General features: G+C 56.6%; 19 protein-coding genes. 2 read left to right on the top strand and 17 right to left on the bottom strand.

What is annotated here, in order from left to right; genetic code table 11:
• Positions 1-34: 34 nt before the first annotated feature.
• The 5 genes from gabP to glaH all read right to left on the bottom strand — a co-directional run bounded on the left by gabP (position 35) and on the right by glaH (position 6,628).
• Entirely contained in the window at positions 35-1,435 is a 1,401-nt protein-coding gene (gene gabP / locus IB144_RS21055; RefSeq protein ID WP_002889795.1) for a GABA permease, read from the bottom strand.
• Positions 1,436-1,584: 149 nt separating this feature from the next.
• A complete protein-coding gene (gene gabT, locus IB144_RS21050; protein ID WP_004147193.1) occupies positions 1,585-2,868 on the bottom strand; it encodes a 4-aminobutyrate--2-oxoglutarate transaminase in 1,284 nt (427 codons plus the stop codon).
• A gap of 12 nt (positions 2,869-2,880) precedes the next feature.
• A complete protein-coding gene (gabD, locus tag IB144_RS21045) occupies positions 2,881-4,329 on the bottom strand; it encodes an NADP-dependent succinate-semialdehyde dehydrogenase (RefSeq protein WP_031591222.1) in 1,449 nt (482 codons plus the stop codon).
• Between the two features lie 25 nt (positions 4,330-4,354).
• Positions 4,355-5,623 carry an L-2-hydroxyglutarate oxidase gene (lhgO, locus tag IB144_RS21040; RefSeq protein ID WP_004178684.1) on the bottom strand — a complete coding sequence of 423 codons (1,269 nt, stop codon included), beginning with the start codon at positions 5,621-5,623 and terminating at the stop codon, positions 4,355-4,357.
• Positions 5,624-5,650: 27 nt separating this feature from the next.
• On the bottom strand, positions 5,651-6,628 hold the full coding sequence (gene glaH, locus IB144_RS21035) for a glutarate dioxygenase GlaH (RefSeq protein ID WP_002889847.1): 978 nt from the start codon (positions 6,626-6,628) through the stop codon (positions 5,651-5,653).
• Between the two features lie 461 nt (positions 6,629-7,089).
• Between glaH and IB144_RS21030 the strand changes: the two genes are divergently transcribed.
• Together IB144_RS21030 and IB144_RS21025 are read left to right on the top strand one after the other, a co-directional pair.
• Complete coding sequence (locus tag IB144_RS21030; protein WP_048291263.1) at positions 7,090-7,347, top strand: YjhX family toxin; 258 nt, start codon at positions 7,090-7,092, stop codon at positions 7,345-7,347.
• A gap of 57 nt (positions 7,348-7,404) precedes the next feature.
• Positions 7,405-8,154 carry a class I SAM-dependent methyltransferase gene (locus tag IB144_RS21025; protein ID WP_044242919.1) on the top strand — a complete coding sequence of 250 codons (750 nt, stop codon included), beginning with the start codon at positions 7,405-7,407 and terminating at the stop codon, positions 8,152-8,154.
• 40 nt (positions 8,155-8,194) lie between these two features.
• Here the strand turns inward: IB144_RS21025 and IB144_RS21020 are convergent, their stop codons facing one another.
• The 12 genes from IB144_RS21020 to IB144_RS20965 form a co-directional block, all read right to left on the bottom strand.
• On the bottom strand, positions 8,195-8,833 hold the full coding sequence (locus IB144_RS21020; RefSeq protein WP_004213882.1) for a glutathione S-transferase family protein: 639 nt from the start codon (positions 8,831-8,833) through the stop codon (positions 8,195-8,197).
• Between the two features lie 217 nt (positions 8,834-9,050).
• Entirely contained in the window at positions 9,051-10,313 is a 1,263-nt protein-coding gene (locus tag IB144_RS21015) for a PTS transporter subunit IIC (protein WP_004204671.1), read from the bottom strand.
• 88 nt (positions 10,314-10,401) lie between these two features.
• A complete protein-coding gene (locus IB144_RS21010; protein WP_004177325.1) occupies positions 10,402-11,397 on the bottom strand; it encodes a 2-hydroxyacid dehydrogenase in 996 nt (331 codons plus the stop codon).
• A gap of 16 nt (positions 11,398-11,413) precedes the next feature.
• On the bottom strand, positions 11,414-12,175 hold the full coding sequence (locus IB144_RS21005; RefSeq protein ID WP_004177323.1) for an SDR family oxidoreductase: 762 nt from the start codon (positions 12,173-12,175) through the stop codon (positions 11,414-11,416).
• Positions 12,176-12,186: 11 nt separating this feature from the next.
• Positions 12,187-13,725 (bottom strand): FGGY-family carbohydrate kinase, encoded by a 1,539-nt coding sequence (locus tag IB144_RS21000; RefSeq protein ID WP_019704866.1) that lies wholly within the window; start codon positions 13,723-13,725, stop codon positions 12,187-12,189.
• A 20-nt stretch (positions 13,726-13,745) separates the two neighbouring features.
• The gene (locus IB144_RS20995; RefSeq protein ID WP_002889866.1) at positions 13,746-14,297 is read right to left on the bottom strand and encodes a glycerol-3-phosphate responsive antiterminator; all 552 of its coding nucleotides are present in this window, start codon (positions 14,295-14,297) and stop codon (positions 13,746-13,748) included.
• A 14-nt stretch (positions 14,298-14,311) separates the two neighbouring features.
• Positions 14,312-15,103 carry a phospho-2-dehydro-3-deoxyheptonate aldolase gene (locus tag IB144_RS20990; protein ID WP_002889868.1) on the bottom strand — a complete coding sequence of 264 codons (792 nt, stop codon included), beginning with the start codon at positions 15,101-15,103 and terminating at the stop codon, positions 14,312-14,314.
• Positions 15,104-15,619: 516 nt separating this feature from the next.
• On the bottom strand, positions 15,620-15,829 hold the full coding sequence (locus IB144_RS20985; RefSeq protein ID WP_004213874.1) for a hypothetical protein: 210 nt from the start codon (positions 15,827-15,829) through the stop codon (positions 15,620-15,622).
• Positions 15,830-16,047: 218 nt separating this feature from the next.
• Complete coding sequence (lpdA, locus tag IB144_RS20980; RefSeq protein WP_032445594.1) at positions 16,048-17,445, bottom strand: dihydrolipoyl dehydrogenase; 1,398 nt, start codon at positions 17,443-17,445, stop codon at positions 16,048-16,050.
• A complete protein-coding gene (locus tag IB144_RS20975; protein WP_004894023.1) occupies positions 17,435-18,970 on the bottom strand; it encodes a 2-oxo acid dehydrogenase subunit E2 in 1,536 nt (511 codons plus the stop codon). The genes lpdA and IB144_RS20975 overlap by 11 nt, the downstream gene beginning before the upstream one ends.
• 3 nt (positions 18,971-18,973) lie before the next feature.
• Positions 18,974-19,993 carry an alpha-ketoacid dehydrogenase subunit beta gene (locus IB144_RS20970; RefSeq protein WP_002889881.1) on the bottom strand — a complete coding sequence of 340 codons (1,020 nt, stop codon included), beginning with the start codon at positions 19,991-19,993 and terminating at the stop codon, positions 18,974-18,976.
• Between the two features lie 11 nt (positions 19,994-20,004).
• On the bottom strand, positions 20,005-20,964 hold the full coding sequence (locus tag IB144_RS20965; RefSeq protein ID WP_012737450.1) for a thiamine pyrophosphate-dependent dehydrogenase E1 component subunit alpha: 960 nt from the start codon (positions 20,962-20,964) through the stop codon (positions 20,005-20,007).
• Positions 20,965-20,996 lie beyond the last annotated feature (32 nt).

The following is a 20,996-nucleotide window of genomic DNA, read 5'->3' as shown; positions in this document are numbered from 1 at the left end:
TGAATACTCTTCCCGGCGGGCGCCGGGAACAGAGTTAACGCGTATTTTGCAGCGGCAGTTTTTGCCACAATACCAGCTTTTTCCAGCGTGACATAATCGGTACCGTACAAATAATTCCCAGAGCTAACAGGCCGGTAGAGATCACCTCCAGCTGCTGCGCCGGACGGAACAGCATCACCACCAGCACGAAGGTGATAAAGGCGATCACCAGCCAGGTCAGGTACGGATAGAGCCACATTCTGAGACGGATCTCGCCGCCTTGCGCCTGAAGGATTTTGCGCATCCGCAGTTGTGAAACGGCGATCACCAGATAGACCAGCAGGGCGATGGCGCCAGAGCTGTCGATGAGAAATTTAAACACCTTGGCGGGGGCATAGTAGTTCACCACTACGGTGAGGAACGCCGCGCCGGTAGAGAGCAGCACCGCCACGTATGGCGTTTTGCTGCGGTTGGTCCGGCCCATAATGGCCGGCGCATCGCCGCGACGGCTCAGGGAGTAGAGCATCCGCGAGGCGGTATACAGCGCCGAGTTCAGACAGCTGGTGACCGACAGGAGGATCACGCCGTCCATAATCAGCTTGGCATAGGGAATATGCAGCAGCTCGAGCACCGAGCGGTAGGAGCCGATGCTCTTCAGCCCCGGCATATTCCATGGGATGAGGGCGACGACGATAAAGATCGAGCACAGATAAAAAATAGAGATACGCCAGATCACCGAGTTGGTGGCGCGCACGATATGTTTATCCGGGGTATCCGATTCGGCGGCGGCAATGGTGACGATCTCCGCGCCCATAAACGAGAACATGGTGATCAGCATCGCGCTCAGCACCGCGCCGAAGCCGTTAGGCATAAAGCCGCCGTGATCCCACAGCCGCGAAATGCCGCTCACTTCGGCATAGGGATAAAAGCCGGTAATGGCGACCGCGCCCAGTACGATAAACGCCAGAATAGCGATCACTTTGCACAGCGCCAGCCAGAACTCGAATTCGCCGTAGTTCTTGACGCTCAGCAGGTTACTGCCGGTGAGGGCGAGAGTGATGACCAGGGAGAACAACCACACCGGGACGCCCGGCACCCACGAATGCAGAATAATCGCCGCGATATTGGCTTCCAGCGGAATAACCAGGACCCAGAACCACCAGTACAGCCAGCCGATGGTATACCCCGCCCAGCGGCCGATGGCTTTATCGGCGTAGGTGGAAAAGGAGCCGGTATCCGGCGTGGCGACCGCCATTTCGGCCAGCATACGCATAATCATCACCACCAGCAGCCCGGCAAACAGATAGGCCAGCAGCACCGCCGGGCCTGCCTCGGCAATGGCGACGCTGGAGCCGACAAATAAACTCGCGCCGATCACCCCGGCGATAGATAACATCGTGACGTGGCGCGACTTCAGCCCCGCCCCTAAATCCTGTGATTGCGACAGTTGCCCCATCATTTACCCTCTCGAAGTGTGTCACCTGGGAGAGCGCCCCGACGTTCCCGCGCCGGGGCACGCGTATTATTGTTGTTTTGCAGGTCTCATCTTCATTCCCTTACGAACGTACTTCGCTTCCGCATGTGTTCTGTTCTATGCCTGTTTCTCTATGCCTGTTTCGCCTCGCTAAAGCAGTCGGCGATGATCTTGAGCCCCTGCTCGATCTGCGCCTCTTCGATGGTCAGCGGCACCAGGATGCGCAGCACGTTGTAGTACGGCCCGCAGGAGAGCAGGATCAGGCCTTTGTCGCGGGCGCGGGCGACGATATCCGCCGTCAGCCTGGCGTTCGGCCTGCTGCGGTCGCCCTCTTCAAACAGCTCAATGGCGATCATCGCCCCCAGACCGCGCACGTCGCCGATCTCCGGATGATCTTCAGCGATCGCCAGCAGGCCCTGGCGCAGGGTGTCGCCGAGCTGGTTGGCTTTTTCCAGCAGATTCTCCTGCTCGAAAATCTGTAATACCGCCAGGGCGGCGGCGCAGGCGATGGGGTTGCCGGCGTAGGTGCCGCCCAGTCCGCCGGGGGCGATGGCGTCCATCACCTCCGCGCGGCCGGTGACGCCCGCCAGCGGGAAACCGCCGGCGATGGATTTGGCGAAGGTGGTGATATCCGCCGCGACGCCCATCTGCTCCATGGCGAACAGGGTACCGGTGCGGCCCGCGCCGCTCTGGACCTCATCGGCGATAAGCATAATGCCGTGCTCGTCGCACAGGGCGCGCAGGCGCTGCATAAAGGCCGGGGAGGCGGCATAGAACCCGCCTTCACCCTGCACTGGCTCAATAATGATGGCGGCGATATCTTCCGGCGCGGCATCGTTTTTGAAGATGCGATGGATGCTGGCGATCGCCTCGTCATCACTGACGCCGTGCAGCGCGCACGGGTAGAGGGCGCGATAGACATGGCCCGGCATTAAGCCCATACCGGCGGAGTAAGGATTCACTTTGCCGGTCAGCGACAGGGTGTAATGGGTGCGGCCGTGATAGGCGCCGGTGAAGGCGATAGCGCCGCTGCGCCCGGTTGCCGCGCGGGCGATCTTCACCGCGTTCTCCACCGCTTCCGACCCGGTGGTGACCAGCAGGGTTTTCTTGGCGAAATCACCGGGCACCTTTTGATTCATCTTTTCGCACAGCGCCAGATAAGGCTCATAGGCCAGCACCTGGAAGCAGGTATGCGACAGCTTTTTCAGCTGGTCTTCGACGGCGGCGACAACCTGCGGATGCAGGTGGCCGGTATTGAGCACCGCGATACCGCCGGCAAAATCGAGATATTCCCGGCCTTCCACGTCCCACACCCGGCAGTTCTCCGCGCGTTCGGCGAAGATAGGGTGGATCTGGCCGACGCCGCGCGGGACCGCGTCGCTGCGACGCGCCATCATTGCTTTATTGCTGTTCATCCGTCGCTCCTGTTAAAGGCCAATGCACATATATTTGATTTCTAAGTAATCTTCGATGCCGTACTTCGACCCTTCGCGGCCGAGGCCGGAGGCCTTAACGCCGCCGAACGGCGCGACTTCGGTGGAGATAATGCCGGTATTGATGCCGATTATGCCGTACTCCAGCGCTTCGCCGACGCGGAAGACGCGGCTCAGATCGCGGGCGTAGAAATAGGCGGCGAGACCGAACTCGGTATCGTTGGCCTGGGCAATGACGTCGGCTTCATCTTTAAAGCGGAACAGCGGGGCCAGCGGGCCGAAGGTCTCCTCTTTCGCCACTTTGGCGCTGTCGGGAACGTTGACCAGGATGGTCGGCTGGAAGAAGTTGCCACCCAGGGCGTGCGGTTTGCCGCCGGTGACCACCTTCGCGCCTTTGGCGATGGCATCGGCAATGTGTTCTTCAACTTTGGCCACGGCTTTCTCGTCGATCAGCGGGCCGGTGGTGACGCCGTCCTGCAGGCCGTCGCCAATGCGCAGTTTTTCCACCGCCTGCTGCAGCTTCTCGGCGAAACGGTCATACACCCCGTCCTGGACGTACAGGCGGTTGGCGCAGACGCAGGTCTGCCCGGCGTTGCGGAACTTCGACGCCAGCGCCCCCTCGACGGCTTTATCGAGGTCGGCATCGTCAAAGACGATAAACGGCGCGTTGCCGCCCAGCTCCAGGGAGACTTTTTTGATGTCTTTCGCGCACTGCTCCATCAGCTGGCGGCCAATCTCGGTAGAGCCGGTAAAGGAGAGCTTGCGCACCAGCGGGTTGCTGGTCAGTTCGCCGCCGACCGCGCCGGCGGAGCCGGTGACCACGTTGAACACTCCGGCGGGGATCCCGGCGCGATTCGCCAGTTCGGCCAGCGCCAGCGCGGAAAACGGCGTCTGGCTGGCCGGTTTCAGGACCATGGTGCAGCCGGCGGCCAACGCCGGGCCCGCTTTGCGGGTGATCATCGCCGCCGGGAAGTTCCACGGCGTGATGGCGGCGGTAACGCCGATGGGCTGCTTAATCACCAGCAGGCGCTTGTCGGCCTGGTGGCCCGGAATGGTGTCGCCGTAGATGCGCTTACCTTCTTCGGCGAACCACTCAATAAAGGAGGCGGCGTAGCTGATTTCGCCTTTGGCTTCCGCCAGCGGTTTTCCCTGCTCGAGGGTCATCAGGCGAGCGAGATCGTCCTGATTCTCCATCATAAGATCGAACCAGCGGCGCAGAATGTTCGCCCGCTCTTTGGCGGTCAGGGCGCGCCAGGCGGGTAGGGAGCGATTGGCGGCTTCAATCGCTTCGCGGGTTTCATCGGCGCCCATTTTCGGCACGCTGCCGAGCTGCTCGCCGTTGGCCGGGTTGGTGACCGCAATCACGTCGCCGTTGGGCGCATCGCGCCACTGGCCATCGATCAGCGCCTGCTGGCGAAACAGTGTCATATCGTTGAGTTGCATAATTGCTTCCTGTCTTCAGGGGGGGTTAACGGGTAAAAGCGGCGTGTAGTGTCTCCACGCTACGTGCCGCACGCAGCGTGCGTCCGGGATTGCTCTGGCTGGCCAGCAGGGTCTGCACCTTGCTGACGATATGCGCGCCGATCGGGATAGCGGAGGTGGCCGCTGGCGATGGCGCATTGCAGGTATGTATCGAACGCGCGGTGGTAACGAAGAGAAAATCGTCGATCAGCTTGCCCTGCGGCGACACGGCCTGCGCCCGCACGCCGGCCGGCCACGGGCGTAAATCGCTCAGCGTCAGGCTCGGGCAGTATTTTTGCACCAGCCGCAGATAGCCGCTTCTGCACAGCGAATTCTTCATTTCGCCCAGTCCGGAGCGCAGGTTGTTTTGCAGTACCCGGCGGATGCCGGGCGAGGTGAGGATCTCCAGGGTATCGGCCAGCGAGATATCGCGCTTGCGGTAGCCTTCGCGCTTCAGAGCCAGTACGGCGTTGGGGCCGACGGTGACGCTGCCGTCGATCATGCGGGTCAGGTGGACGCCGAGGAACGGCATCGCCGGATCGGGGATCGGATAGATCAAATGGTTGACGATCTGGTTGTGCTGCGGCGCCAGCTGGAAATACTCGCCGCGGAACGGACAAATGATAAACCCGGGGTCGACGCCGAGCATTTTTACCAGCCGATCGGCCATCAAGCCCGAACAGGCGATCAGCGTCGAGGCCTCATATTCTCCGCCCTGGCGGGTGCGGATCACCACGCCGCTGGCATGTTCTTTCAGGGCGCTGACTTCGGCGTTGTAGACGATCGTTCCGCCTTTCGCTTCGAAGTTCTTCGCCATTGCCGCCGCCACTTCGCGGTAGCTGACGATGCCGCTGGAAGGGACAAAGATCCCGCCGAGCCCGGTAATGTTCGGTTCGCGCTCGCGTAGCTCCCCGGCGCTTAGCCACTCGCGCTGCAGGCCGTTGGCGGCGGTGCGATCCCACAGGGCGCGCATCCGCTCCATCTCCAGCGGTGAGGTGGCGACCAGCATTTTGCCGCAGACGTCATAGCGGATGCCGTTCTGCTCGCAAAAGGCCTTGGTGGCGCGGTTGCCGGCGAGGCAAAACTGCGCCTTGAGGCTGCCGGGCGTGTAATACACCCCGGCGTGGATCACGCCGCTGTTGTGGCCGGTCTGATGGCAGGCCGGGCCGGCCTCTTTTTCCAGCAGCGCAATGCGGGCGTCCGGGTAAATCTCAATTAACTGCATGGCGGTCGACATGCCGATGATGCCGCCGCCGATAATCACGAAATCATACATCCGCTCAATTCCTTCGCCTGAAAACCCTTATTGATGAGTCTGGTAATGATTCGTGGAATACGCAAAGTAGCCGCGCTGGCGCATCAGCTCGCGGCGCAGGTCCGGGTGCGGCGTAAAGCGATCGCGGCCGTGCAGCCAGAACAGGTTGTTAATGAGCAGAAATTTGCCCACCGGCACCGGTATAGAAAGGATGTTTTTACTGGTCTCCAGCGCGTCGGAGAGGCGGCTCAGCCAGGTGCCTTCTTCGAAATCTTTCGGCTGGACGAACTGGTCGATATAGCGCATTACCGGGCGGCCCAGCGAATCGACGTCGAACACCGGGTGGAAAACATCCTTGCTGACGTTTTTGCTCGGCGGCGCGGCCCAGCGCATTGGGCGGCGAGCCAGCGGGTCGCGGAAAAATTCGTCGAGATGCTCCCAGTCGTCGAGATGCAGCAGCAGGGAATTGCCGCCCTGCATGTTCTGCTCGTCGATCTTCATCATTAATACGTAGTCGGTTTGCTCTTCGACGTAGGTGCCGTCGTTGTGCAGCTCCATCACCCGGTGCGGCTGGCGCAGGTAGCTGTCTGAGTTATCGACATTTTTCACCACGAAGCGGGCGTAATACTGACCGCTCATGGCGTCGAAGTTGGAACGACCAATCAGGTGGGCGACGGCGGTGGCCAGCTTGACCATCTCCTCGGCCTGGCTGACGTGATCGATCCCTTCGCCGTTGATAAGCAGCGCGCCTTCCGCGCGATCGAGCAATGTTTTGATCAGCAACGGCTGCAGCTGATTGCCACACAGATCGTCGAGGATCTTGCCGACCTGGAAGCGTAAGAAAGATTTGTACTCCAGCGCCTGCACCGGCCACTGCGCGACCTGCTGCAGGAACTGCGTGGTCGTTTCGGCGGAAAAGGTGAGCTCCAGCAAGCGCGGCGACTGGGCGGAAGGGGTGAAAGAAAAGCCAGGGTATTGCTGGGCTACCGGCGCGGGTGTCGGTTTTACTGCGGTCAGGGCGTTCATCAGGATCGTTCCTCGCTGTAAGGTCAGGGTGATGTTCATTTCGTAGCCATAAATTAAAAATATCTACATTTTTATAAAATGCGTACGAAATGGCCTTTATGTTTCCATTTTGTGATCTGACAACAATTATTTAACAATGCGGGAGGGGGGATAAGGTGGTGGTGAAAGTGGCGGAACAGAGCGGGTGGCGTATAGCGCAAAATGGGGATAAGGCCGAGGGAAATCGTAATACCGGTCACAGTTTTTAATCTGCACAATATCCTTACCAGATGAAGGTGTTAATATTCAGCCGGTAAATACCTTTCAATGCTCACTGAGGCTTCGATGCTGGAGAATGTCATTATCAGATAATCAGTTTCCCGACCTGCCCAGGCCGGACTGATTATCGCTGCGCTTAAACCTTACGCACACACCTGCGGGTGTAGGCATGTTTTCGCACATGATAATGAACAGGTTTCAGTATGAATTTATCCCGTCAGGAACAACGGACCTTACACGTTCTCGCCAAAGGTGGCCGTATTGCGCACGTCCGCGATACCTCCGGCCGCATTACCGCCGTTGAATGCTACACCCGCGAAGGGCTGTTGCTGAGCGACTGCACCCTTGCGGTCTTCAAAAAGCTCAAAACCAAAAAGCTGATTAAGTCGGTGAACGGCCAGCCGTACCGGATCAACACGACCGGTTTGAATAACGTTCGCTCGCAAGCGGACAACCGCTGAAATAGCGACCCGGGCAGGGTCGCTGCCCGGGCGTATGGCTCTCAAGGAGAAAACCTCATGATCGATATCCCTCGCATTTTTACCATCAGTGAAAGCGAGCACCGTATCCATAACCCTTTTACCCCGGAAAAGTACGCCACGCTGGGACGGGCGCTGCGAATGGCGCCGGGCACCACCATTCTCGACCTCGGCAGCGGCTCCGGCGAGATGCTCTGTAGCTGGGCGCGCGATCATCAGATCGTCGGCACCGGCGTAGACATGAGCCTGCTGTTCAGTCAGCAGGCGGCCGCCCGGGCAGAGGAGCTCGGGGTAAGCGACCGGGTAACCTTTGTGCACCAGGATGCCAGCGGATATGTCGCCAGCCAGCCGTGCGATGTTGCCGCCTGCGTGGGGGCCACGTGGATCGGCGGCGGGGTGGCAGGCACAATCGAGCTGCTGAAGCAGAGCCTTATCCCAGGCGGCATGTTGCTTATCGGCGAGCCATGGTGGCGCAAACGTCCGGCCACGGCAGAAGAGGCGATTGCCTGCGGCGCGCAGTCACCCGATGACTTCCTGACGCTACCGGCGCTGGTCGCCCATTTTGGCGAACTGGGCTATGACGTGGTGGAGATGGTGCTGGCCGACCAGGAGGGCTGGGATCGTTATGAAGCGGCGAAATGGCTGACAATGCGCCGCTGGCTGGAGGCCAATCCGCACGATGACTTCGCACCGGAGGTTCGCCAGCAGTTGACCACCGCGCCGCTGCACCACGTCACCTGGACCCGGGAATATCTCGGCTGGGGCGTGTTTGTTCTGATGGCGCGTTAACCGGCATGTCGGTAGCGTCAGGAGGCGCTACCGACCACCTTCAGACCTTCAGTTCGTCGTAGCTGACCATGACGTGCTGGCGAAAGGCGGGCCGTGCGGTTAGCCGTGCATAATACGCCGCAAGATGGGGGAGGGGACGACGGGTGATATCGATGGCAAAGTAGCGGTACAGCACATGACCAAACTGGATGTCGGCCAGGGTGAACGTATCGCCCACCAGATAGCGACTGCCGGCGAGACGTGCCTCGGCAATCGCCAGCTTTTGCTCCAGGGCCGTCACCGCCGCGGCGATGGCCTGCGGATCCCGCTCGGCGGCAGGCGTGCGCACCACGCGCCAGAACACCGGCGCCGTAAAGCCGAGGGCGATATTCTGCTTTGACCACTCGGCCCAGCGATCAACCTCAGTACGAGCCAGCAGGTCGCCCGGCCAGAAGGCGTCATTGGCGTAGCGACTGGCTAAATAGCGAAGGATCGCGCCCGTTTCCCACAGCGGCGGATTATCGCCATCCTGCAGCACTGGCACCGTGCGATTGGGATTGAGCTGATAAAACGCCTCGCCGTCGGTACCACCATAGCGATGCCCCACGTCGAACCGGAGATAGTCCAGCCCAAGCTCGCCAACACACCACATCAGCGCCTGCACGTTAGAGGAGGTTTTTCGGCCCCAGATGGTCAGCATTGAGTTCTCCAGAGAACAGGGAAAGAAGGAGCATAGCAGGTTGGGTTGAAAACGGGAGGGGGTACAAAAGAAATGAGCCACCTCGCCGCGCAGGGGGCGGACGCGCTGGTCAGATGTTCAAACCAGGGGCGTAGCTGAGCCAGCTATTCAGCGCACAGAATAAGAGGAAGAAACAGAGGGCAACAGTTTGCCCTCTGTTTACTTGAGTGGCCTTGTACTAAGGTGTGGCGCTAAAAAACTCGCCAAATTTGACGGCGAGCCAGCCGACAGGCGTCGTGGCGCCGCCGACGATATTGGTGATCTCGGCCATCCCTTCCGGCACCGGAATATGCGAGTTCACCGCCGCCTGAGTGTATTCTTGCGAAATGTCCGTCCCGACATACAGGATGCAGGTCACGATCAGGGTTCCGGTTATGAACATGCGGAACATATTTCGTTTACAGAACGGCGTGACCATTGCCAGCAGGAACATTAATGAAGCCAGATCGACAAAGGGCAGTACGCGGTTGCCGGGCAGAATGATAGACAGCACCACAGCCATAGGGATTAACAGCAGACCGGTCGCCAGTACCGAAGGTTCACCGATCAGTAACGCCGTATCCATCCCGATGTAAAAATCGCGCCCCGGGAATTTAGCCTTCAGTTTTGCTTCAGCGGCATCACGGACAATCAACAATCCCTGCACCAGAATTTCAATCATTTTAGGCAGCAGCAGCATGGCGGCTGAAACCTTAATGGCCAGTGAAACGGCCGCGGAAACGTCATATCCAGCCAGGAAGGCCAACAGCAGTCCCAGCACAAACCCCAGGGTAAGAGGCTCGCCAAAAACGCCGAATTTTTTATTAATACTTTCCGGGTCGAAATTGATTTTATTGATAAGCGGGATCTTATCAATGATGTAATTACAGGCAATGCCAAACGGCACGTAAGCTATACAGGTAAGATGGGGGAATGATATCCCTTTAAGATTATAGTTTTTTTGTAAATACGGCGCCGTTAAATCTGCCGCCAATAGCGTCAACACAAAAATAGCGAATGTAATACCGACCGAAAGCCAGTAATTTCCCGTTCCGGCATAGACCACAGACCCCATGATCAGGAAAATCCAGTAGTTAAAAATATCGATATTCACCGTTTTGGTTAATTTCAACAGAAGCATGGCCAGGTTGATGACGATAAAGCCCACCACGACGGGCAGCATCAGCGGCGAACCCCAGCCAATGGTCGATGCGGTAGGCCAACCGGTATCAACGACCGTTAACTGCAGGCCGATACGCTCAACCATCGCCTGCGATGCCGGGCCCAGGTTTGTCAGCAGCAGGCCAATCACCAGCCCCACCCCTTCAAAACCAATGCCTACCAGCATCCCTGCTTTAAATGCCGTACCGATTTTAACGCCAAAGCAAAGCGCGATAATAAAGAATATTACTGGCATCATTACTGATGCCCCCAGACTAATAATGCTGTTGATAATATCCATAATGATTCCTTAAAAGGCGGGCGAATTGGGCACGAGTAAACCCGTGCCCATTGGGCCCTGTTAATACCTTTAATGGTTCTTTTAATATTTAACTGAGTTTCTTTAAAAGGATCTCAGCGAAGAGTTTGGGCGAATTACTGAATGCGTCAATGGTACTCCCGGCAATATGCGGCGTAATGGTCACGTTATTCAGAGTATAGAATGCACTGTCGTCTGGAAGCGGCTCGTCATCAAAGGTATCAAGCGCGGCGCCCATGATTTGCCCGGATCTGAGCGCATCAATCATCTCTTTTTCATTGATTAACCCGGAGCGTGCCGTGTTAACAATGATGGCACTGCGCTTCATCAGCGCGAAATGGTGTGCGTTAATCAGATTTTCGGTTTCCGGCGTCAGGCGAGCATGTAACGAGATAACGTCGGCGCGTTGTACCAGTTCGTCCAGAGAATCGACTTTCTCATAACGTTCATGGCCTGCAACGTACTTATCGTAAAAGATAATCTCCGTGCCAAAGCCGCTGAGAAATCCCGCGACCAGTTGGGCAATATGACCGAGGCCAACCAGCCCCACGACTTTTCCGCCAAGCTCCGGGATCGCCTGATGGTTCGGACTGTCTTTACGCCAGTATTTGTCACGCAGGGCATCGTGTGAACGGGCAATATTGCGCATTTCCGCCAGGATCATGCCGACCGTGAATTCGGCGACGCTGCGAGCGTTACGCCCCGGGGTGTTCATCACCTCAACGCCCCGGGCGTTCGCCACCTGAAGATTCACGTTTTCCACACCACCGCGGAGCACGCCTACATATTTCAGCTTTGGTAGTTTATCGAACACCGCAGTATTGACGGGGGCAAACTGAGTGATCAGGATGTCAATATCATCCGTTCCCTGAAGCAGCGCTTCCGGTAAGGCCACTGCTTCTGCTCCTTCCTGTTCAACCCGCAGATTATCTTCCTGAAGTTTCTCAACGGAGCCATGTGACCACTCGCGTACTTCTACTTCAATCCCGTTATCCCTGAGCGCTTTCAGTCCTGATTCCATCATCGCTGCATTGATAAACAGATCGGCAATTGCCAGACATTTCATAATGATTCTCCCTAGATTAACGCATCAACATACCGCCGGTAACGTCCAGAGTTGCTCCCGTCATATAGCTGGTCTTAGGAGAAACCATGAAGACACCGATGTCGGCAATTTCTTGCGGCTGGGCCACGCGGCCCACCGGAATACGACTGACGTAATAGTCAGGGTTTTGCTCAATGTTCTTACGGATCATCGCAGTATCCATGATCCCGACGGCGATATTGTTCACATTGATTTTTTGTTTGGCGACTTCCCGCGCCAGAGAGATAGCAAAGGCGACCAGGCCGGCCTTACTTGCCGCGTAGTGCGCATGTCCCGTCGTGGAGCCGTGGAACGCGGCCTGCGAGGTAATATTCAGAATGCTGCCCATCTGGTCATGCTGCAGGCAGTGATTTACAAACAGCTGGCTGAGATGGAAGATGGCTTTCAGATTGACATTCATCACCAGATCCCAGTCCTGCGGGCTGATCTCGGTGACGTAGCCGCTCAGCCAGATCCCGGCGTTATTCACCAGAATGTCGGCTTTACCCAGTCTGTCGATACAGGTGGCAAACAGATTTTCCCGGCTCTGTTCGTCAGAGAGATCGGTTTTGACCGCGATGATCTCTACGTTCGCGCTGGCCTTCACCGTTTCGATCAGCCGTTCGGGATGCTCTTCCTCACGCATATAGGTAAAGCAGATATTGACGCCTTCTTTGGCGAGAGAAAGAACAAACTCTCTCCCCAGGCCGGTTGCGCCGCCTGTCACGATGGCCGTACGATTCGTTAAATTCAGATCCATTTTTTCCTCACTTAGTGCGCGATGTAGTTGCTGCAGCTTTTCCACGGCGACTGCATTTCTGATAACAGGTTTTTATAAAGCTGGTATTTGGTCTGGTAGACCCGGTGGTTTTCCGGATTAGGGGAGACGGTGCGTGAGACATGGACCATGTCGTTTGAGGCAGAAAATACCTCCGCAAACCAGCCCACCATAACGGCGGCGGTCATCGCGGTACCCAGGGTCCCGTGCTCTTTGACGTCAACGATTTCCAGCGTGGCCTGGAAGATATCGGCGAATATCTGCAGCCAGACCGGGGAGTTCGTGACGCCGCCAGCAATACGAATAGTGCGGCTTAGCTTCGGGTTAATATTGCGTAAGCGCTCGGTGTGGTAGAGATGGCTGAAGGCCACGCCCTCATAAATCGCCCGCAGAAAATGGGCTTTTTTATGGAAGCTGTTGACACCGATAAAGCCGGCCGAGGCGTCGGGAATGGTGTTAGAGCCAAACACGAACGGAAAGAACAACAGGTGGCTTTCATCCGGCGTCGTTGACGAAACCAGCTTATTACACAGGTCATAGACCGACGATCCTTGTTCGGCGGAGGTTTTCCGATCGCTCTCCATAAAGTTGTTAATAAACCACTCCAGGTTGCTCGCGGAGGTGGGGCTGGCCTCGGTGATGAGCCATTTACCTTCAATGGGATAAATGGAGGTCATAAACAGATCTTTATCAATAACCGGGTGGTCGGTAACGTATTCGTTTATGCTCCAGGTGCCGGTGACGATCGCCATCTTATCGAGACTGTTAATCCCCGAGGCAATGGAAGAGGCCGAGATATCAAACACCCCGCCAGAAACCGGCGTACCTGCGCATAAACCGGTCAGACGGGCCACGTCGTCAGTGATTTTTCCGCAGCATTCTGTTGAGCGTTTGATGGGGGGCAATTTGTCCCGCAGTTCATCAAGTTCCCACCATGCCAGTAGTTCATCGTCATACTTGCAGTCACGTACGTTGATCAGGTTGGTCCCTGAGATATCGGTCAGCTCAAGAAAAGCCTCTCCGGTCAGGTAAAAACGGATCAGGTCCTTGACCATAAAAATATAACGCGCTTTTTGCAGCGTCTCGGGCTCGAAATCCTTCAGCCATGCCAGCAGGGCGACAGGTTGTCCGGCCCAGATGGACTGCATCGTTTTTGGCAAAATGTCGGTAAGGAATTCTGGCGAGCGTTGCCATCTCTCAACGTACTCTTTTGCCCGGCTATCGGTGGATATAATGCCGTTACGCACCGGGTGACCTTCTTCGTCGACCAGATACAGACCGTTACCATGACCGGTGACGGCCACTCCTTTTATCTGGCTGGCGTCGATACCTGATTGCTCAATCGCTTTTTTAATCACTTCGACATTCGCGGCCCACAGCTCATCGATACTGCGCTCTGTGTGGAATTCCCGAGGTGTCAGCATCTGCGTGGATTTTGAGGCGATGGCGAGCACCTGTCCTTTACGGTCATAGATGGCTGCCTTGGTGACGGTTCCACCATTGTCGATGCCCATGACGTATTCATCTTTCATTCGCGTGGACTCCTTATTGGTTACCATAAGCCGGGCTCGCTGGTGGTTATCCCTTTAAATCCGGCATGGAATATTTTATCTACAAGGTATTTGCGCTTAACAAAGCCTCCGGCGATGAATACCACATCAAAGCCTTTCAAATTTCGGCTAATCAACTCCAGACACTGGCAGGCATATTCAGCAGGTAAGATTTCAATTGCGTCCGGTGGACTGTGTTTAACAATATCGAGCGACTGATCAAGCGATCGCGAATCGATAAGTAAAACCCGATATACGGTCAGCAATCCCTCTTTTTTGGCGTAGCGTAGCGCGGAGAGATTGGAAGAAATAACACCATCAACCTTGTAATAATTTTTCAGCAGATTGATCCCCGCCTGATCCGGTTTAAAGCCGCCCAGTAATTCAAGGTGAACGAGGACCTTCTTACCGCTTTGATGGCATTTGCCAATCAGCGACTGCAGATTGCCGATATTCGCTTCGGATAGCAGCACATATTCTGACTGGCAGGATAATGCTTTCTCAAAGTATTTATACTTCCTGATGGAAGGGATGATGGTGTTATTTGAAATCATATTAATTTCCGATGTTATTTAGCCATGTAGAGGCTGTATGCATCTTCCGCTGTTGCGTTTTCATGGATGATGGCATTCAGACCTGCTACCACTTTCGCCGGCTGCGGATCCTGGGTAATGTTTCGTCCCACAGCCACGCCTTTCGCACCCATCTGCATACAGTGCTGAACAAATTTGAAGTAACCGTCGATGCCGGTTTTTGGCCCTCCTAAGGCAAGCACCGGCACGCCAGCAGCTTCAACGATCAGTCGGTCCTCTGGTGAACCGGTAAAACGCGTTTTGATGACGTCCGCGCCCAGCTCCACCGCTGCGCGGGCCGATGCAGCGATGATGGCCGGATTGTTAGAGTCATCGCTGGTGACGGGATAACCATACGGGAGCGATTCGACAATCAGCGGTACATTCCAGCGATCCGCTGCCTGTGCGAGTTGCATCGCCATAATGTGGGTTTTTTCTTCATTGAAGGCGCCGGGGAAGGTCATGCAGACCACGCCCTCGGCAGCGACTTTAAGCGCATCTTCGACGGAAAAAACGGGGGTAGTATCGGGAACGGTATTGTCAAAAATACTGACCGTGCTGTCGACGCGTAACACAACGGGAACGCTGTTCAGTGCTTCCCGATAATTCTTCAACATGCCGTACGTGACAAGCGCGCAATCCAGGCCGTGTTCCACCAGAGCAGGGAGCTGATTTATCGTATTATCAATACCATTTGTTTTCGTGGAAAAATAGTAGCCATCCAGCGCTAAGGTCACGGATTTACCGTCTTTTGCGAATATTCTTGAGAGACGACGTTCTTTAGACATTTATTTACTCCTGAGATAAAAAAAACAAAAAAAAAGCCCTCAGAGACTCGCGTCTCTGAGGGCTTTCTGTTCACATACCCTTTTGATAATGGTTCAGGGATCCAAAGCATTATCAATGCAATTTTTTAGCAAAGTGAGAAAGGTTTAACTTTTGTTTAAATTAAATCTGTTCTCTTGCGTGATTAAATAACTAACACACGCGATAACTTATTGTCCAGTTGGTATCGTTGAAATGAGAGATTCATCACATCAATATGTTGTATTACCTGAGAAGTTCTGGGTTAAATACAGAAACCGACCCCTTAAAAACCAGGCAATAACGCATCCGGACAAGGGGAGAACGCCAGGCGTTTATTTCATCCGCATGAAGAACGCATCCATGCATGCTCCAGCCTGCAGGTCGTCATCCCCAAACGCGTATTTATTCCTGTCCGGATGGCGTACAAAAACGCTATAGCAATGTTGTCGGCATGGCGGTCTGTCCCCGGGATGGTTTCTTCCTGCCGCCCGGGCAAATTACTCGTCCGCTTTGTGCGCCCAGGCAGGCATCGCCGTCAGGTAACGTTTTGCCCGTTTCCGTGATTCCGCTACGCCCACCTTTTGCCAGGCGTCGAGAAAAGCCGCCAGACCGGATACGGCCTCTTCCCAGGATTTCAAATTACCGTCGCTGTCGCTGCAATACGCGCAATATTTATCGCTGGCCCCTTGCGCATCAGGTGCGGACATCGGCATTCCGCAGGCCTGGCAAAACCTTTCGTGCTGTGTCATAGAGCGCTCCTCCTGTCGTTTGGTTGTCTACTAAACATACAGAATTTACGCATGGCGCTTAGCGTTTCAGATCAATAGATCCTGCCGTAACCGTTGTTGGGGATCTTCTGCCGGGGAGTGCGGGAGGGATAACGGGAACTTACTCCGTATCGCGCAGCTATCGCCTCCCTTATTTCTTATTGATGCAACGGTTGGTCGCAGGCCGCGAGGATTGACTCATGCATCGCTTCGGAAAGTGTCGGATGCGCAAAGATCATCGACAGGAGACTTTCATCGGTGGCCTCCAGGTGTCGGGCGATACCAAACCCCTGGATCTGTTCCGTGACCTGTGCGCCAACCATATGCGCGCCCAGCAATTCACCTGTTTCAGCATCGAAAATGGTCTTCACAAAACCCTCTGTCTCGCCGCTGGCCAGCGCCTTACCATTGCTCTGATAAGAGAACTTACCGATCCTGACGGGCCGTCCCCTGGCCAGGGCCGTCGATTCCGTCAGGCCCAGACTGGCAACCTGGGGCCGGGCATAAGTGCAACCAGGCACATAGTCGCGATCGAGAGGGTGGGCGCCTTCGACACCGGCCAGGGTCTCAACGCAGAGCACGCCTTCGTGGCTGGCCTTGTGCGCCAGACACGGCGGGCCGGCTACATCGCCGATGGCATAAAGCCCAAATACGTTAGTGCGACAAGCCGCGTCCGTCTTGATAAAACCGCGGTCTAACTCAACGCCCAGCGTTTCCAGCCCCAGATCTTCAATATTCGGCTGTACGCCGACCGCCAGCAGCACACGTTCGACATCCTGAGAATATTCGCCGCCGGTGTTGTTTAGTGTGCAGCGCACCCCGGTATCGGTGAGCTGTACTTGCGTCACCAGGGTCTGGGTATGGATCTGAATACCGCGTTTTTCGAATGACTTACGCACTGCTGCAGACACCTCGGCATCTTCCACTGGCAAAATCTGCGACGCTAGCTCGACCAGCGTCACTTTACAGCCCAGATCGTTATAAAGGCTGGCGAACTCGACGCCAATCGCCCCTGAACCGATGATTAAGAGCGACTTGGGTAAAAGCTTAGGCCGCAGCGCCTCGAAATAGGTCCAGATATGTTCGCCATCTGGCGCTATGCCTGGCAATGCGCGTGGTCGGGCGCCGGTTGCCAGGATCACGTGATCGGCCCGGTAATCGCGCACCTCCCCTCGGGCATCCTCGACTGTGATTTGCCCCTTGCCGCGCAGCCGCGCGGTGCCATCAATCACCCTCACGCCATTTTTCTTCAACAGGTACGCAACCCCAGCGGTGAGCTGTTGCGATACGGTACGGCTAAACTGCACCAGTTTCTGCAGATCGACGTTCACCTCGCCCACGCTGATGCCCAGCTGACTGGCATGGGTGATAGTGTGCGCAACCTCAGCGCCATGCAGCAGCGCCTTGGTTGGAATGCATCCCCAGTTCAGGCAGATGCCGCCCAGATGTTGTTTTTCCACTAATACGGTACGAAGCCCTAGCTGGCCGGCACGGATGGCGGCAACGTATCCCCCAGGACCCCCGCCGATGATCAGCACATCGTATTTATCGTGCATAGCTCGTCTCCTGGATAAACATCAAGGTCGGGGTTTCAATCAGTCGCTTGAGTTCCCGGAGAAAAGCCGCACCTGCCGCGCCATCGATGACCCGGTGATCGCAGGATAGCGATACCGTCATTTGCTGGCGCGCGACGATTTGCCCGTCGCGTACTACCGCCCGGACCTCGCCGGCGCCAATGGCGAGGATTGCGCTTTGCGGTGGATTGATGATGGCGTCAAACTGCCGGACGCCGAGCATCCCCAGATTTGACAGGCTAAAGGTCCCGCCCTGGAACTCTTCCGGCTTCAGCGTGCCCGCTTTGGCTCTGGTCACCAGCGAGTGAATTTCGTTCGATATGTCGCTAATCGATTTCCGGTTCGCCGAGCGAACAATAGGGGTAATTAGCCCGGCAGGCAGCGCAACGGCCACCGAAATGTCGGCATCCGTAAAGCGGCGGATACTTTGTGCCGCTTCATCAAACTGGATATTGACGTCAGGCACGGCCACCAGCGCCAGGGCGCAGGCCTTCACCAGCAGGTCGTTAACCGAAATCTTGACGCCGGGTACTTCGCGGTTAATTTCCTGACGAAACGCTAACAGTCGTTCCAGATCGAGTTCGACACTCAAACGGAAATGGGGAGACTGTTGCTTAGAGGTTTGCAAGCGAGAAGCGATAGCCCGCCGCATACCGGACATCGGGATGCTCTCAAAGGGTGTCGGGGCACTCTCCTGCACAGGGCTGACCGGCGGGTGCCCGTCGAGCAACAACGCCGCAGCCAGCACATCATCGCGACTCACCCGACCGCGTGAACCGCTGCTTCGGCAGTCATGCAAGTTGATACCCAGCTTGCCGGCCAGACGGCGCGCCAGCGGGGTGGCCGATACCTGGCTGTCATCGGCATGCGAGCGGGGCGCTTTGCTGCGACGAACGGGGGGCGTCGGAGAGGCCAGGCGACCGCCGGCGGCAACGATCGCGCTTTCCAGATCAGAAACAGAGATACGTTCCCCGCGCCCGCTGCCGCGGACCTTTTTCAGGTCGACACCCCAGCGGGCAGACAGTCGTAACGCATGGGGCGTGGCATTAACCTGAGTCACATCAGTCACGCCTTGCAGACTGACGGGAATGACGGTCTGCCCAACAGGGGGCTCGGGGCTGTTGGATGGCGGCGAAACAACGGAAGCTGGCTTAGCGCCTGCCTGTGCCGCTACGTCCGGCGCGGCAGCCTCCGGGCCTGGGGCTGCGGGTTTCGCCGTCGCCAGGCGGGCAACAAATTCGTCCAGTTCAGCATCGCTGACCGACGCGTCAGCCGCCAGGGCCAGCACGGCGCCTACCTGAAGCGTCTCACCCTCTCGGGCGATTATCCGGCGTAATGTACCGGCAAAAGGTGCCTCCAGCACATTGACGATTTTACTGGTTTCAATCTCACAGATTTCCTGCCCTCTGGTGAAATCGTCACCCTCCTGGATTGCCCATCGAGCGAGCAAGCCTTCCTCCATGGAAAGCCCCCACTTTGGCATTTCAAGCGTCTTGATTTCGCTCATAGGTTAATCCTCCAGCACTTGACGGACGGCGGCTTCGATACGTTCTACGCCAGGGATCCAGAGTTTTTCGAGAGCAGGGGAGAACGGGACCGGCGTGTGTGGCGGCGTCACCAGCAGAACGGGCGCTTTGAGGAAATGGAATGCCTGGGACGCAATCAGCGCCGCGACATCATGAGCAAAACCGAAGCGTGCCGCGGATTCGTCGACAATCACGACCCGCCCTGTGGAAGCCACCGATTCCAGAATACCTTCCTCATCCAGCGGCGAAATGGTTCGCGGGTCGACCACCTCGACCGAGATCCCCTCTCTGGCCAGTTTGTCCGCCACCTGGTTTGCTTTATGTACCATTGCCGACAACGCAATGATGGTGACGTCCTCCCCTTCGCGAGTGTAGTTGGCTACACCTAGCGGGATGGTATAGATCTCGTCCGGTACCTCGCCCTTGAGGTCGTACAGCATTTTATGCTCGCAGAATACCACCGGGTCGTCGTCGCGAATGGACTGGATTAACAGACCCTTGACGTCATAAGGCGTCGAGGGCACCACCACCTTCAGTCCAGGCGTGGTGGCAAAGATATTATAGGGTGACTGTGAATGCTGGGCTGCGGCAGAAAACCCCGCGCCGATCATCCCTCGCATCACCAGCGGAGCTCTGGCTTTGCCACCAAACATGTAGCGGAACTTAGCCGCCTGGTTGTACAGCGCATCGTGACTCACGCCAAAAAAATCCATGAACATCAATTCCGCGACCGGCCGCAAACCCGTCGCTGCGGCGCCGGCCGCCATACCGATGATGGCCGACTCGGTAATGGGCGTGTCGATCACCCGATCGGAGCCGAACTGCGTCCACAGCCCTTTAGTGACACCCAGCACACCGCCAAAGGCTTCTATTTTCGCCTCTTCGGGCGCATTTCCGCCATGACCACCACGCAAGTCTTCACCGATGAGCACCACGCGTTCATCGCGTTCCATTTCCTGAGCCAGGGCTTCCTTGACCGCTTCACGATAGGTTTTTATTGTCATGGTTATCACCCTCAGTATGAGACGTACACGTCTGTCAGCAGGTCTTCCGGAGCCGGGTAGGCAGCGGCGCGGGCCTTCAATACGGCATCGTTGACCAGGGCTTCTACTTCCTCGTCAATCGCCGCCAGTTCTTCCTTGGTGATATGTTGCTTGACCTTAGCGGTGAAAATCTTCAGCGGATCATGTTGTTCACGCAGGCGTTGCACTTCACCTTCCGCACGATATAGCGCGGGATCGCCCTCAAAATGACCATGCCAGCGGAAGGCTTTGGCCTCAATGACGCTTGGGCCACCGCCTTCTCGCGCACGCTTGACCGCCTCTGAGGTTGCCTCATAAACGGCAAAGAAATCGGTGCCATCGACGGTCACTGCCGGCAGGCCGAAGCCAGCGGCGCGCCGGGCGATATCACGCCCACCCACGGCGTAGTCATGGCCGGTCCCTTCGCCGTAACCGTTATTCTCGAAAATAAAGACGGCTGGAAGCTGGAGCACGACGGCCATATTGATGGCTTCAAAGACCAGGCCCTGATTAGAACCACCATCGCCCGTAAAAGAGACACCGACGTTGCCGGTTTTTAGCGTCTTTGCCGTTAGCGCGGCGCCGATGGCCAGGGGAGGGGCTCCCCCAACGATAGCGTTCGCCCCCAGCATTCCTTTCGACAGATCGGCAATGTGCATCGACCCGCCCTTACCGCGACATAACCCGCTGTCCTTACCGAATATTTCGGCCATCATGCCGTGAATGTCGCAACCTTTAGCAATACAGTGGCCATGTCCACGGTGTGTTGAACCAATAAAATCTGCGCTCGTTAAATTTTCGCAGACCCCCACCGCGATGGCCTCCTCACCGGTGTAAAGGTGAATGAAGCCCGGAATATCACCGCTGGTATTTTCCTGGTGCAACCGCTCTTCAAATGTTCTGATCTCCCGCATCTTGCGGTAAGCCTGCAATAACGCCTGTTTGCTGAGCATCGTTTAATTCTCCTCAATAAAGGTCACCCAGG

Source organism: Klebsiella sp. K4 (assembly GCF_014596785.2).
Lineage (GTDB): Bacteria > Pseudomonadota > Gammaproteobacteria > Enterobacterales > Enterobacteriaceae > Klebsiella > Klebsiella pneumoniae.
Note: the sequence above shows the minus strand (reverse complement) of the source record. Positions and strands in the feature narration are given on the sequence as shown.